Source organism: Paenibacillus sp. UMB7766-LJ446 (genome assembly GCF_030226665.1).
Taxonomy (GTDB): domain Bacteria; phylum Bacillota; class Bacilli; order Paenibacillales; family Paenibacillaceae; genus Paenibacillus; species Paenibacillus vandeheii.
Window position 1 is genome coordinate 226,985 of record NZ_JASOYM010000006.1, and the last position, 14,223, is coordinate 241,207.

Sequence of the window (14,223 nt, forward strand, 5' to 3'; positions counted from 1 at the left end):
GGTGAATTCTTTGGCATCACGAAAAGTAAGTCCCGAAAGAGCACAAGAGCTCCATCGACAAATAGCCCCAATTGCTTCGGAGTACAGGAAGAAATTCCTTGATGAGAACGAGCCTGTAAAGGACACGTTCCTTACTCTTGAACAATTGGGTTATTTTATTGTTCGTTTTCCCACCGATAATAATTTGTCTGGATTTCATATCAAAAAAAGTGGATTTGACTGTATTTTTGTAAACAGTGCTCAACCGCTAGCGCGACAGTATTTCTCGGCATGGCATGAGTGCTATCACGCTTATACCGGTGAAGGTGGAGGGGTCAGTCTTAAAGATAATATCGAGTATAATGAGATCGAATTTAAAGCAGAATGTTTTGCAGGCTGTATTTTAATGCCTGAAAACATGATTCGTGAATATATTCGTAAACATCGGATCAACTTAAATTACACCAAATATAATCAGCTCATCAAAATGCAAAATTATTTCAGAGTCAGCCTAAATGCCCTACTTACACGTATTATTCAGATCTTTCCTGAAAAAAAGAAAGCTCTTGCGAACCGATTTTCTATTTCGCATCCAAACAGAATTGAAGAAATGAAGAATCTAATCGAACAAGTTGATGGAGATCAAACGCTTATCCTCCCTACAAACAATTTCACCGTTTCGCAGCGGTTTTATGAAAAACTTCATAGCAACCTAAGTCAGGATCGTATTTCGCCCGATAAAGCACATTCCATTTTGGAAATGTTAGAAACGTTCAGGGAAGATTATGAATCCTGATTTTTCAAAATATCCTATTTGCGATACGGATATTTGGGTCAATTTGTGTTTGGGGGATTTGCTGCCATCGCTCTTTAGGAAATATGAAAAAATCGTTTTTGCAGATGTAGTCGAAGGTGAAATTATGTCTTGGTTGAAAGAACCCCGCTTTGATCATGTTGCTAAAGAGTTCATTTCTCTTAAAGAAAGCGGACATGTTCTCGTTATCGAACATGACGTTCATATCGAAGCCGAAAATCGAATTATCCTGGAGCAGATCCTTTATGATTTAGGATTTAAGCATGATTTTAAAAACAAGCCTCCGGAAAAGAATAAAGGCGAATTTGTATCTGCTATATATGCGGACCATTTCCGGATGCCCTTCTTTAAAACAAATGATAATGCTTTTCAAGAAGGCGGAATAGGCGCCCGAGAGTATCCCGAACTCGTAATCAAAAACTGGTACGCTGTCGTGGAAGAGATTGTAAGCAATCCTAGAGAAAGAATTGATGTCCATAAACGAGTCGAAAGTGAAAGTAAACGAATGGAACATCATTATCAAAAACATAAAGAAGAACGTAAGAAAGAGGATCTATTGCAAGCACTGGCTGGTAAGTTTAACAATAAACGTTTGTAGGCTATATACGGGACGACATTAAAGGACTTTACTTTATAGTCGTCTTTCTTTTCACTCGTCAGATTGTGAGGGGAATTATTAATATGGATCATAAGATCAGAATGTCGCATATAGTTATCGTTATTATTTTAGCCATCGTCGTCGGATATGGTATTTCTGCATATAAAGAAGATGCTTCTTCCTCTGTGTCAAACGCGCCCGCACTAATGCCATTTAAGTTTACCGCCAGTGCCATGAAGAATGCATTAGAAGATGGTGGTTATGAAGTTCGAAATGAGCGCTTAAAAACACTTGATTCCTATGTCGGGACCTATCAACAAGACAAGTTTGAAGTTCGATTCGACATTTATCATACACGCGATGATGACCAGATAGATTGGATTGAAATTTTTGTGGATGCATCAGGATATATTGATCTAAATAATCTTGATGCACCTAACCCAAAAGTAGTTGAAGCAACAACGAAAGCGACAGCGCAAGTGTACAAGTTCCCGTTCTTTAGTAAGAATTCAGAAGAATTTGAAACCTTGACCGCATGGGTGGATTCGAATGCTTCCAAGGCAACAAAACAAGGGGAAATTTTTGAAACGAAAATAGGTGATTTATATTTCACAATGTACGGACAACCTTATATGCGATTTTTGGAGATTTCAACAAAGCCGAAAGAATAAAGTATGATGGGAATTGGGAGCTCACGTTCAAAATTTTTGCATTTCAACAAAAAATAAGCCTTTCAATTTAATCAATGAAAGGCTTGTTTTAAGAGGAAAATTATAATTAGAATTAGTACTTGTTCATTGCTGATTTAGAGATAATTTGATGATAGAATTCTTTGAAGAGAAATCTTTTCAAATCGATTCCAAGACAACTGTAAGGGCGTTTCCGAAATGCTGCAATTTCGCCCTTTTCAAATCGCCTGCGGATTTGTCGAGTTGATTTTCCCAAGAGAATCGCAACATCTGAAATAAGATATTCTGCTTCATTATCAATTTCAGCAAAGATTGATGCTGGGATAAGGCAAGAGAAGGGGTCGATTCCCATTCTCTTGCATTGGTTCATGAAGAAATCTAACGTCATCATTGGTTCACTTTCCTCCGTACTCAAGTTTTTGTTTTTTCGATTCAAGAGTTTGAAGTTGGATGTTTATATGGGCAAGCTCGGATAATCTATCCTTTCCGGTTAAATTGTAAACTCGGGCTGCTCTTGCAGGGACACGTAATATGGCTCTTTTCTCGTTTAATTTGATTAACTCATCATTTATTACCTCCAGTTCCCGATGCTCTTGTTCGCTCAGTTGACTTGATTCTGGTGCTATATTTGCTTGATCCATTTCGACCTCACCAAATGTTTGTTGATACATCGGATTATTTTGTCTTTCCCAGTTATCAAGCTCATTAGAATCGAATGGATATACAAGAGCGGCTTTTAAGCCGAGGTAGTATATTTTTAATGGAACCGATTGCTGATAATGTTCCCGGTTTGTTTTTCCTTTTGCGCTTAAGACATCTAGATCGTCATCAGAAATTTCATGACGACAATGTGTTTCTGCTACACGTAACCGCCACTGACTGACAGCAGAATCTTGATATCGAGTCCGGTTTACAATTAAATTGTTTACCGTGTGCCTTGTCTCATAATAACTAAAGCTCCTTATCTCTTCTTCGGTTAAAATTCCTAAGAAGGAGTCACGATATCTCCAAATCCAATTCGTTAATCCTGTTGGCTTCCGGTAGCCCCTGAACTGATTTCGATCTTCAGCTCGAAATAAGAACCCTATTGCTTTTTTTTGTTTTGGATACCTTTCATACAACTGTTTAAGGTACAAATTGATATGGTCTACTAATGCAGGCACAGCAAGAGTACCACACTCTGGCGAGGGGGAATAGTTACCTTTGCTAATATCCTCCGTAATAATTATTCTGCCCCATCCATTTTCATCATCGATGGAAGTGCGTACAAAAGCACCTTCTTCGCATTTCGTTTCAATGCGATATTTTTTCATTAATCCAAAATCGGGATGATCAGGCTTTGTTTCAATGTCCAGGTGTTTGTCGATTTCCATGCGAAAAAGCTCAATTGGACGAATTCCTGCAAAAAATCCAATCATAAACTGAACAGAAAACTTCAATGGACTGCGTATCCCACGACTGCCGATAACATTATTAGTCAATATGGCATTAATACAATTAACCAATTGACTTCTTGTGGCGAAAACTTTTCTTCGCTTTTTGTCTTTTGGAACTTTAGGTTGCTTTATTGCAATCCCGTTTTTCAACATTTTGTCGAAGCGATTTTTTATGAGTCGCAATTTCTCCCATTCTCGCTGACCATTGAATTGCATATCGTTATTTGTCAATGCTTGTTCAAGTTTCTCGTTATAATCTTCTTCTTTCTTCATAAGGAAGTAGAACAAAAACGGTTTGAATGCTTTACTTAACCTATACTTATAAGTTTCGCTTTGAAGACCAGAAACCATAAAGGCAGTATCTTTCGGAGAAATGCTACCAATATCAAGTTCGTATTTGGATATCATTTCTTCCTCATCTTCAGTCAGGTTTCGATAGGCTCTGTTCTTTTCTATCTCAGTAAATTTTTCAATGCCGATCCTTCCGCAGATAATCCGATAGAGGATTCTAACCAGATTTTCGCGGTAGTGATCGACAGTAGGTCCTGGAACTAATTTCACATTGGCATAATGGACGCTATCAAAAGTGATTTCTTCGGAATTGAAGCGATAATGAAAATAATCATCGATGAACCTTTGGATAGAAGGGTGTAACAATTCATAATAGTGCTTGAACTGTTGCACTTCAGAACGAAGTTCAGCTCTTCTATCGAGAAATTGTTGATAATTATCAACAATATACTGGCGATGATAGTTTCGACGTGACAACTTGTATTTTTCATTTTCTTCTTTAGTGAGAACCTTTCTTAACAGGATGCCTAAATGAAGAGACTCGACACCTAATTCATCTGCTATTTTCACCAACGTCGTAAATTGTCGGGAAAAGCCTTGAACAAGCTCCTGATTAAAGACGTATTTTTGGTTAACATGTGTAGGTTCAAAATCTTCACCAGCCGAATAATAAAACTCACTATTCAAGCATTCCTTTGCAACAAGACTTTTTAATGTTTCGAAGGATACATTAAGAATGGCTGCGGCTTCCACCATATTAACCAACTTTATCGTCATTTTTTTTTCAAGTTCTTCTATGATTGGAAGTTGGGGCAATAACTCTAATTCAACTAGTTTGGGTCTAATTTTATTACGAAATATCCCCCTGTTTTTTATGCCTACTCCGACTAATGCGGTTGGTCCATTGATTTGTATAAATTCAGCGACGGAGTTCCAATCAGTAAAACCTGCATTTTTTAGTTGATTTATAGTTTTTGTTGCCGATGGCAATTTTATAGTTTCTAGTGGATACAACATATTTTGCACACTCCCTTGTATTTTTGCTTTCGGTCATAACGGACATAATGACCAGTTAAATGAAACAGTTTGGGCGGAACCTTTTATGTTTAAACGGTCATTATGTCCATAATGACCAAAAGTCAATTGTCAAGAACTTTTTCACTTCAAATATCTTCGCATAATATCAGTAGATGATCCATATGTAAATTCTGGATAAACCTTGACTAGATGAACGTTTTAAAATAGAATTATATGTTTAAACAAATTTTGACCAAAAGTTATAAAGAATAAAAATAAAAAAAGATTAAACCAATTAAAAATGCAAATTGGATTAATCCTCAATTATAATGTTTATAAAGTTTTTGACTTTTAATCAAAATCTCGTTTAACTTAAATTTCAGTTTGTCGTCAGCTGTAATATTAATGAGATGTGATATCCTTTTACAGATGTCATCAAATTCTTTATTTGGATTGAAGATTTTGATTCCGATAGGGGATGAGGTAATGCTTGAATTTGTCCAATTGACAAGAGTCGAGAGATTGCCTTTACTAGAACATTGCGCACAATTCCAATCGGTAGTGATACTAGCCATTATTGCTGGTTGATGGCACTTAAAACACGGAAATGTGATTTCTTTCTTACCTTTATCCAAAAAATATTCAATTCTTTTACTTTTAAAAAATGACAGCGCAACTAACTCCAGCTTTTTAGGATATCTTACCCGTCCCATCATATTAACAGCTCTCGTACACTTTTGGCTCTAACCCTCGTATTAACCAAGAAATCTTTAAAATCGCTGCCAAACACAATATATTTTCGACCGAAACAATTAGATGTGATCTTCCCACTTTCGCAATAACGTCTTACTTGACGAACAGAAATGCCGATATAGTCTGATATGTCTTCCGGTGTCAAAATAGCATCGTCTGGTATCTCGTTGAATGGTGAATTGAGCTTCGGAGTCAAACCTAGCTTTCTTTCCATGTCCATGTCCACTTCCATCCCTCCTTATGTCCGTACAGTGTTATTATGTCCACAAATTGTTACTTTTATCCTTTAATAAAGCAATCAAGCCATACGGATTTTAGAAGATCAATCATACTTTAATACGACGTCGATTTGCTGTGGCTTTGGAGAGCGCTAAGGTTAGTCCTTTATTATTAGCTCGAAACCCGAGAAGGGCACACCATAATTTTTTGATTCACACCATTTGATACCCCTTTTTATCCATTTATGAGTAAAACGCCACTGTCTAATCCCCCTTAAAAGTCACCGTTTATGATACAAAAAAAGTGATACTTTATTCGTATCACTTCGTGGATTTAATCCACATCTTGTTCTATACCATGAAGAATTTGAGCTGCCAATCCGCTGCCGCCATATACACCTTTTTAGATCCATTTACTGAATACACCAACAAAACAGTGTTATACATATCCAATTCGTTTTTCCTCCGTCTGACTTCCCTTGGAATGCGCTGCAGGGAGTCATGAATGCTAGCTCAATTATCATTTCATACCCAAAATCACCAAATGCAGGATTATATTGAGCATGAGTTTTTCTGCCGCGGTCACCATTCTTGAGAGAATTCGGGTAAAACTCAAATCAAATTATTTCTTCTTCACAAATTGGGTAAATTTTCTTATAATTATGAAGGTATAATTACCTATTAAAAAGAAAGAGTGATGCTTATGTTCAATAGAATCTTGGGCGGAGCAAGCGGTGGTCTAGTAGGTGGTACAGCTGGTTCAGCAATTCTAACTGGAATTGGTTTGGTTGCTCTTGGACCTGTTGGTGCTGCTATTGGTTTTGGAGTGGGAGCAATCGGTGGAACTGCAGGTGGTGCGATTGCTGGAAATAATATCGCCAAAAAAGTTGAGAGGAGCATTTAAATGAGTAATTGGGAAAAATTCCAGGATGGGATGTCTAAAGGATTTGACGAATTTATGGAAGTGACAAAAGGTAAAGATTTGCGAGATGCTATGAGTGACATTAAAAATCACTTTGAAGAAAAAGACGATAACAACAACGACAAAAAAAAATAGTTTGTATTTTCTTGCCCAATCCCAACATCGGATTGGGTATTGCCTTTGCAATGAAAAGTTAGTCTGAGTCCTTCCGCTGGTTACTTAATTGATGTGAGAATTCTTCTTCAATCCAGGGCTGAATTTCCCCAGGTTTCTCAAATATTCTCTTGGGTAAATCGTTTACAAATAAGTAAAATTCATAATCACAATCATTGATTTTTAAGTCAATGATTGTTTTACCAATCGAGAGCCTTATTTGGAATCGGTGCACTCTCTGATAACAAATTTACCGTTCTGTAGCCCATTTTTGCAATTGTAACAAATAAGATTCTGCAACTTCCATCGAGTTAGTATAACAGAGAAGTTAAGAATTCATAAATGACAGGGTCCCCAAGGTTTTTCCACCATAACTGAATAAGGCTAATAAGGTCTCTTTTTTTAAACAGGTTCTAAGCTTCTTGTAAGGTCAGTTGAATTCATGTTTTATCGATGGAATCTTTAGCTTGCTTAGGTGGACGACCAGGCGATTTCTCCGTTCTTGCTTTCCATAGTTGTTCACGAACCGCATCTATTTCCATCTGCATTTCTCTACGAATTTTATCTTGGGCTTCGCTGGATCGACCACGCTCCTCTAATAACTTGGTTTCGTAGTTAATGACAAGTTGTTTATTGGCGAGTTCATGATCGCTACCTTTGTTTTTCTCCAAACGTAGTTCTTCTTCCAAACGCTGTATCGTTTGCTGCGAGTCTTCAAGTTCTTCTTTTTTTTGCTTTTCAAAGAAGTGAAGTTTTTGTTCCAATTCTTCCACTTTAGGCTGAGTTAATCTTTTGTAGTTTTCATAAGAAGCTAGAACCTCCGCGTTCGTTGTTGCCGCATCCTCAAGTGCCGTCAATTTCCCATTTAAGGTTCCAAGTTCTTTTTCAATGGCTTGAGTTCGCCGTTTTAAAGTGTCGTTTTCAATTTTTAAAACTTCCGTTTCTTCTTGTTTTTTTTCATGAACAGAGATCAAACTTTCTGTCATAATTTCTTGTTGATCCACAAACACCTTCGCAATACCATCAAGAAGATGTTGAAGCTTGAGAATCGATGTGCCAACGGTGTCACTTTGAGAATCAAGTTCAATTTCCTGAAATTGCCGTTCCTTAATTTGCTCCATAAACCCAAGTTGAATAAGCTTCTTCATGAGCTCGCCCTTCGTTTTATAACCAGAGAGCTTGAATAACTGAGCGAACTCTTTTTCCGTTTCGACATCTGATCGCACTTGCAGTTTCTTTGCTCGATCAGATTTAATTTCTTCTTGTTCTTCAGTCATGTGATTCGCTCCTTTTTCTTCATATAGTGATAGTAAGGTCCATATGGATGACATATATTCAGTACTACAGCCCTGTAGTACAAAAATAATGGAGTACACAAAGTACATTAGCATTCAAGTTGGATATGTAGTTTAGGCAGTTACTCATTTTGATTTTGAATGACCTATCGATATAGAAGAGCTGGCTTTCTATTTTTGAGTAATATGAGAATTACACTGCTGTGGTCAAGAAAGCAAGAATACGGCGATAATATCCACAATACTTATTCACGAAAGGCATCACTGAAAGATGAGTAAAGTGAGGCGGGAATATTCTGTTAGAAGAAGAAAGTAGGTGTTAAATATAATTGCTCATAAAAGCAATCGACACTTTTTATTCTAAGTACGGATATAATGTAGACTCAATTCTATATAATAAATAGAAAAAAGTTTTCCACTTCCTTAGGAAGTGGAAACAAAAGTAAAATTGACCCTATAAGATGTTCCCTTTTTCAAAGGATCCATCTCGTAGGGTTAATTTTATGTTTTATCTTTTGTTCGACTGCTAAAATGGAATCTTAAATTATGCGCCTTCTTCTTTTTGAATTTTCGATTTCAAATCACGAGAATCCAACTGTAACATCTGCAAAACATCATGATAAGCTTTCATTTGCCCGGCATTAAAAAGCGCATAGTTATATTCCTTTTGTGTTTTAAGCCATTTAATTTTGTTCTCGATTGCCAGTTGTGCCAGCCTTAATAATAGCAGATAATCACTTTTCCTCAATCAAAACCCACCCACAACACTTTAACATTATCTTTCTCTGACCCAAAGAATTTGGCGTCGACTTCTTGTGGGGTTCCACAAAAGGTAACGAGTTCTTTGCCGAAGTTCTTTATGTATCTAACCGTAATTAACTTTGTAGGTGGTATCTTTTTTGAGCTTCTCACAATTTTTCATCCTTTCATGACTAGTGTATGAACAAGATAAAAAAATAGAACCAGGCTTGTAACAAGCAAGATGATATTTATGTTTGAAGCGTACATACCTCTCTTGGGAGGGATTTCATTCATTTCTCATGAGTTAGACCGTCAAACTGACACATTAACAGAATTTCAGATAGATATTTCAAGGTTTTTCCTTATTTTTATTTACCTCCAACAATGTATGTGATGCTTTCTTGAAGATTTTTTGTTCTCCCAGAGTCGTCAGTTTGATTGAAAAAAACATTTTAATTTTTAGAATAGTAAAAACTAAATTGATAACTTCGGTTAATCGCATTAGAGGTGATTATATTGGGCAAAATTGCTTTGGTATTAGCAGGTGGCGGTGGAAAAGGAGCTTACCGATGCATATTCAGTGATGGTAGAATAGGTCCAATGAAATATGAAGAAAGGGGTGGTATTAGACCAGCATTGTATCAAAAAAGCTAATCCGGTATCTGACACTGGTTCTGTTAAACGTCTGTTTCGATTATTTATAAATTGATTGTACAAGTACTGTTACATACTAAAGTACCTCCCTTCTGAAGGGAGGTGCTTTCTATTTCAAATATAGGCTTAACGATCGTTCCATGTCGTGGCTAGATATGATATAGAGGGACAACTATAAATAAATTCTTTATTTTAACTTCACAATGGTGATGTGCAGGGAACTAGAAGCGTTGATTGGAAACGTAATATTAAAGATTCGCTCGTGTGAAGCAGCTTTGTTTTTTTGCTTAGGGGGACGATGCAGAGATTTATGCATATCGTGTTCTATTAGCTGCATTGTCAAACAAAATCACTCTCTCAGTAGCGGTTCGCACTATTTCTTCAGAAAAACCCCATTCGGTTCCATGAACCGTAATGAAATCCTCAATCGTCAAGAGATTTTTATATTTTTCGATGGCAAAATACATCTCTTGGAGTGTATCTTTTTTCTTTATTAAAGCTGTGCAAAAATCGATCAATTCCTGACTAGTTGACATGTTTGAAACCTCACGTCGAAAGTAATTTGGAGGATAGCCATCCCTTATATTACTTTTTATTACGGTTTGGACCGCATCATAGAGCCCATTTACCTTAGGTAATTCTCTCACCTTCTTCTTCCCCCCAGTTTTGTATTATATCTATTATAAGATAATTTCGAAAGAGTAAAAGCACCACTAACAGTAGGGTGATATCCGATAGTATTGGGCAGGTTATACACTTCTTCTTAATGGGAAGCCCACTAGTGTGTCAATATTATCAAAAAAAAGCGAGGCTCATATTCTGTTGCTTTTCAACTTTTTTACAACATATAGAAATTAATGTATTTTTATAAGCGGATATATACAAATGAAAGTTAACTATTGTTGCAAACATTTAGGATATAAAAAAATGATGTTCATGTTTGACTTGTAAACGGATTTTTCTAAATGTTAAAAGTACTTGTTTCAATCACTTCAACTTGTCCCAATATTCACCTCTAAAATAACCTGTTTGAATCAAAAATAGTGGGATAAGAAGCATTAAAGCTGACAGCTAATCGTTAAAACATGATTGGATAAGAGAAGAAAATGATTGGCTAAATAAGCTTGTTACAATCCCACTTTTGTATGGGGGAGTGCAGTATCTTCAAGTGGCAGAAGCTGCTTTTCACCACGGTGCTTAACACGTATAATTGCCTCGCTTTTTACCGCGTACATTTGACGTTGGAGTTTGATCACAACATCTTGACGATATGCGCGACGAGGCGCAGATTGTGTTCGATAAGCAAATTACGTGAATGTGCGTTGCCTTCAGCCATAAGGCGTAAATGTTTGGCTTCATCATCCTCAGCAAGTGGCTGGGGAAATGCATTATTTTTGACATACGAGACGAGTAACGTTAACTCTTTGATGAAAAGGGCAATTGCGGTAAATAATCCGGGCACAGATGACACCTCCTGCAGTTTTACAACGATCTGGCCTGAGCACATGTGGGAACAGGGTCGATTTATTGTATGTAGGCGTGTGCCCAGAAGTGCACGTACACTTGAAAAAGGGAAGTTATTCGCGAAGATTTATACACTCACTGAAACGATGGAGCCCACTTTCTGAAGGATGAGGAATTCTTTCTCGACACTATCAATAAAGTACTTCTTCTCACCAAATATCACGACATCATTCTCGGCTAATTGAACATCGCTTTTGAAATAAATAAAATTGTCCGTTTCTCTGAACGCACCTTTGTAGTAGTACAAGTTGTCACCTTCTCCTTGGAAAAATGAATGATTTCAACTTCTGTAATTACTATTCTTTTCGTTTAAAACACACCTTGTAAAGCATAAGCCCCATGCCAGATGAACAAATAAGATATCCAAAGAACAAGAATAGTAAATAAATACCATGAAGATCTTCAGGAATCTGATTTAGACCTTCAAACCACGCAGAACGAATAGGATACAGTAGCGCTACCCAAATGATCAGCAAGATCAGAATATAATTAATGTTTTTTCTCACAATAACGATCCTTTCAAGTCCGAGTGGAAACAGGAAATAATAAATAGCAGCTCCTACAACGAAAGTAAAAAAGCCGCTAGATTAGCGACTTTCTATGGTACAATGTTTCCGCCCCGCCACTTGGAAATTACAAAGTCAGCATCTTTTCTTAGTAATGTGAGATTGTAATGCCGTGAATAAGTCCCTCGGTTGAACTGGAGGCGAAATGGACCCGGGTGTCCCCAAAACGATAGGAGAGTAAATATTCTCCTGGAATATCAGGGTTCTCACCCTTTTGATCTTTTCCCAATATCTTCTCAATGTCACTGAAGGTTTTCATAGGGAGGGTTTTCCAACTCAAATAAATATGGTCAAGACGGTCTGTGTCTCCCTCCCCAAAATTAAAGGAAGCATACTCTAGCCCTTCAAATATCCAGAAAAGTCCTCCCATTTCCGGTTCATAATAGGGTTCACGATCTGAACTTTTCAGCGCTTTCGATACTTCTGCTTTCGTTTGTCCAAAACTTATATTTTCAAACCCCGGTATTCTCCCACTCTTCAACTCTTGAATGGAGTTTTTATTTAAATCAAAAAATGGCCTGCTCAGTTCAGACTGAATTTTGGAGAAAGGAACTTTTACCTCAATAAATCCCGCCGCATAAGGCCCAACTTCATATGGATTAAATACTATGACAATTCCTGTGTTTTGGTAGTAAAAGCTAGATGTATTAGACAAAGGAAAGTTATAAAAACTGTCCGGGAAGACATCCTCATTACTCTTTAGGCCCGATTCAATACCCTCAGCTAGATTAACAGCTTGTTTATTAGTTTGAACCACCTGGTTTAAGTAGAGACGTTTTCCTGTTGTTAGATCATAATTATAAGTCGTTACTTCTTCATACCCGTGTGCGCCGCCTCTGAAATAATAATCTGTATATACGATAGAAAGTAAATTGTTTTGATTGTATTTAGTCTGTGCAGTGGTATTCCAGTAAAAGTAATCTTGCTGTTTTTTTAGATATGTATTCTGTATAGAAGCATTTACGGCATGGATTTTGAGTGTTTTATTTATTTTATCCCTGACCTTTTGTTCGCCGCCAATAATTTGAACATACTTTTGGCCTTTATACGAGTATATTTTTGTCTTTACTGTGCTCGACCCGGCTGCATTCGCATCACTTATTGGGATTATAAATAGAAACATCAATAAGAAGCTTATTAACATTGCAAATGTTTTATTCAAATTGAATTCTATCCTTTCTAATTATTATGATATACCAATAATACTGTAACTTGGCTGGTTTGTCTTTTTCTAGTTGAAACTGTAATCCATCCATAGAACAGCCCCCATCCCACACGTTAATGCGGAGTGAAGGCTGCATCTACCTGTCTATAGTTAATTCACTGGTGCCGGCTCTACAGCATCGGCGATTTCCGGTAATCTAGTTTTGCGTTCCATTGTCACACTAATGAGTAGTCCCAGCAATCCACATGCCGCAATAACTGCTGCATATAACGGTACCGAGATGAGCCCCGTATGCGTAATTGCAAACCCGCCCAAATAGGCACCGCCTGCGTTGCCCAGATTAAAGGCTGAGTGACTCGACGTTGTCGCCAGCAGCGGCGCTTCACGGGTCATATTCATAATTCGAATTTGCAGCCCTGGCATAATACCAAAAGCCGCAACGCCCCAACAAAATATGGTGATTACCGCCAGATACGGATTGTCCAGCGTCAGCGTTAATGCTGCTAACAGAACTGCCAGTATACCGAAGTTAACCATCAGGGAAGGCATCAGCTTCCAGTCCGCCAGACGGCCCCCAAGCATATTGCCCAAAGTAACCCCGACACCGAACAGCACCAGAATCCAGGTCACGCTTTGCTCAGCAAAACCACTAATATCGACTAGCATCGGTGTAATATAGGTGAACACAGCGAACAGACTTCCACAACCCAGCGCACCAATCAGTAGTATCAATAACACCTGTGGTCGAACCAGATTCCGGAATTGCTGGCCCAGATTTGCTGGGGGTCCCTGCTGGATCACCGGAATGAAACGAATGATGCCAATCAATGAGATGATACCTAGAATGGTAATGGCCCCAAACGATGAACGCCACCCGAGCTGTTGCCCGATAAATGTTCCAAAAGGCACACCAATAATGTTGGCAATCGTTAATCCAGCCAGTACAACGGATACCGCCCCTGCCCTTCTCTCCGGTGCAACCAGCCGTGTTGCCATCAGCGAGCCTACTCCCAGAAACGTACCATGGGCAAATGCCGTCAGAATACGTGCCGAGATAAGCAGCCCATAAGTTGGAGCAATAACAGACAACGCGTTACCGATGATAAAAATACACATCAGCAGCACCAGCAGTTTTTTCTGCGGAATCTTGTGGGTGAACACAGTCAGTATAGGCGCACCAACTGCCACGCCAAGCGCATAGCCCGTAATCAGTTGTCCAGCCTGCGGAATGCTCACATTCAAATCCGTTGCTACATTGGGCAGCAGCCCCATAATAATAAATTCCGTCATGCCAATAGCAAAAGCCCCTACCGTCAGGCACAAAAGGGATAAGGGAAACGCCCCTCGCTTAGCGGATTTCGAAACTCCCAATTCCGTTTGTGATGATTCTGACTTACGCATATGATGT

The 14,223-nt window shown here is 38.1% G+C and carries 14 protein-coding genes and 1 pseudogene; 5 read left to right on the plus strand and 10 right to left on the minus strand.

Annotated elements, in window-relative coordinates; translation table 11 throughout:
* The first annotated feature begins 1 nt into the window (after position 1).
* The 3 genes from QP794_RS17120 (at position 2) to QP794_RS17130 (ending at position 2,062) form a co-directional block, all read left to right on the plus strand.
* Positions 2-775 (plus strand): ImmA/IrrE family metallo-endopeptidase, encoded by a 774-nt coding sequence (locus QP794_RS17120; RefSeq protein ID WP_483311920.1) that lies wholly within the window; start codon positions 2-4, stop codon positions 773-775.
* Positions 765-1,391, plus strand: a complete 627-nt coding sequence (locus tag QP794_RS17125) for a hypothetical protein (protein ID WP_285078188.1) — start codon at positions 765-767, stop codon at positions 1,389-1,391. Before QP794_RS17120 ends, QP794_RS17125 begins: the two co-directional genes overlap by 11 nt.
* Before the next feature lie 83 nt (positions 1,392-1,474).
* A complete protein-coding gene (locus tag QP794_RS17130) occupies positions 1,475-2,062 on the plus strand; it encodes a hypothetical protein (protein WP_285078189.1) in 588 nt (195 codons plus the stop codon).
* Between the two features lie 112 nt (positions 2,063-2,174).
* On the opposite strand, the gene QP794_RS17135 is transcribed toward QP794_RS17130, so the two are convergent.
* From QP794_RS17135 to QP794_RS17145, 3 genes are all read right to left on the minus strand, one after another.
* Positions 2,175-2,471, minus strand: a complete 297-nt coding sequence (locus tag QP794_RS17135; RefSeq protein ID WP_285078190.1) for a hypothetical protein — start codon at positions 2,469-2,471, stop codon at positions 2,175-2,177.
* Between the two features lie 4 nt (positions 2,472-2,475).
* A complete protein-coding gene (locus QP794_RS17140; RefSeq protein ID WP_285078191.1) occupies positions 2,476-4,824 on the minus strand; it encodes a hypothetical protein in 2,349 nt (782 codons plus the stop codon).
* A 712-nt stretch (positions 4,825-5,536) separates the two neighbouring features.
* Positions 5,537-5,797, minus strand: coding sequence for a helix-turn-helix domain-containing protein (locus tag QP794_RS17145; protein ID WP_285078315.1), 261 nt, complete (start codon positions 5,795-5,797; stop codon positions 5,537-5,539).
* Positions 5,798-6,498: 701 nt separating this feature from the next.
* Here QP794_RS17145 and QP794_RS17150 point away from each other — a divergent pair.
* Both QP794_RS17150 and QP794_RS17155 read left to right on the plus strand, forming a co-directional pair.
* The gene (locus tag QP794_RS17150; protein ID WP_285078192.1) at positions 6,499-6,699 is read left to right on the plus strand and encodes a glycine zipper family protein; all 201 of its coding nucleotides are present in this window, start codon (positions 6,499-6,501) and stop codon (positions 6,697-6,699) included.
* Positions 6,700-6,852, plus strand: coding sequence for a hypothetical protein (locus QP794_RS17155; RefSeq protein ID WP_285078193.1), 153 nt, complete (start codon positions 6,700-6,702; stop codon positions 6,850-6,852).
* A gap of 458 nt (positions 6,853-7,310) precedes the next feature.
* Here QP794_RS17155 and QP794_RS17160 read toward each other — a convergent pair whose 3' ends face one another.
* The 7 genes and pseudogenes from QP794_RS17160 to QP794_RS17190 all read right to left on the minus strand — a co-directional run bounded on the left by QP794_RS17160 (position 7,311) and on the right by QP794_RS17190 (position 14,216).
* Entirely contained in the window at positions 7,311-8,147 is an 837-nt protein-coding gene (locus QP794_RS17160) for a coiled-coil domain-containing protein (RefSeq protein ID WP_285078194.1), read from the minus strand.
* Positions 8,148-8,709: 562 nt separating this feature from the next.
* Complete coding sequence (locus QP794_RS17165) at positions 8,710-8,913, minus strand: hypothetical protein (protein WP_285078195.1); 204 nt, start codon at positions 8,911-8,913, stop codon at positions 8,710-8,712.
* A gap of 955 nt (positions 8,914-9,868) precedes the next feature.
* The gene (locus QP794_RS17170; protein WP_285078196.1) at positions 9,869-10,207 is read right to left on the minus strand and encodes a hypothetical protein; all 339 of its coding nucleotides are present in this window, start codon (positions 10,205-10,207) and stop codon (positions 9,869-9,871) included.
* A 614-nt stretch (positions 10,208-10,821) separates the two neighbouring features.
* A pseudogene (locus QP794_RS17175) lies at positions 10,822-11,022 on the minus strand (RNA polymerase subunit sigma-70); the annotation flags it as partial.
* A 129-nt stretch (positions 11,023-11,151) separates the two neighbouring features.
* Complete coding sequence (locus QP794_RS17180; protein ID WP_063565447.1) at positions 11,152-11,331, minus strand: hypothetical protein; 180 nt, start codon at positions 11,329-11,331, stop codon at positions 11,152-11,154.
* A gap of 407 nt (positions 11,332-11,738) precedes the next feature.
* On the minus strand, positions 11,739-12,812 hold the full coding sequence (locus QP794_RS17185) for a DUF3298 and DUF4163 domain-containing protein (RefSeq protein WP_285078197.1): 1,074 nt from the start codon (positions 12,810-12,812) through the stop codon (positions 11,739-11,741).
* Positions 12,813-12,965: 153 nt separating this feature from the next.
* Positions 12,966-14,216 carry an MFS transporter gene (locus QP794_RS17190; protein WP_285078198.1) on the minus strand — a complete coding sequence of 417 codons (1,251 nt, stop codon included), beginning with the start codon at positions 14,214-14,216 and terminating at the stop codon, positions 12,966-12,968.
* Between the last annotated feature and the right edge of the window lie 7 nt (positions 14,217-14,223).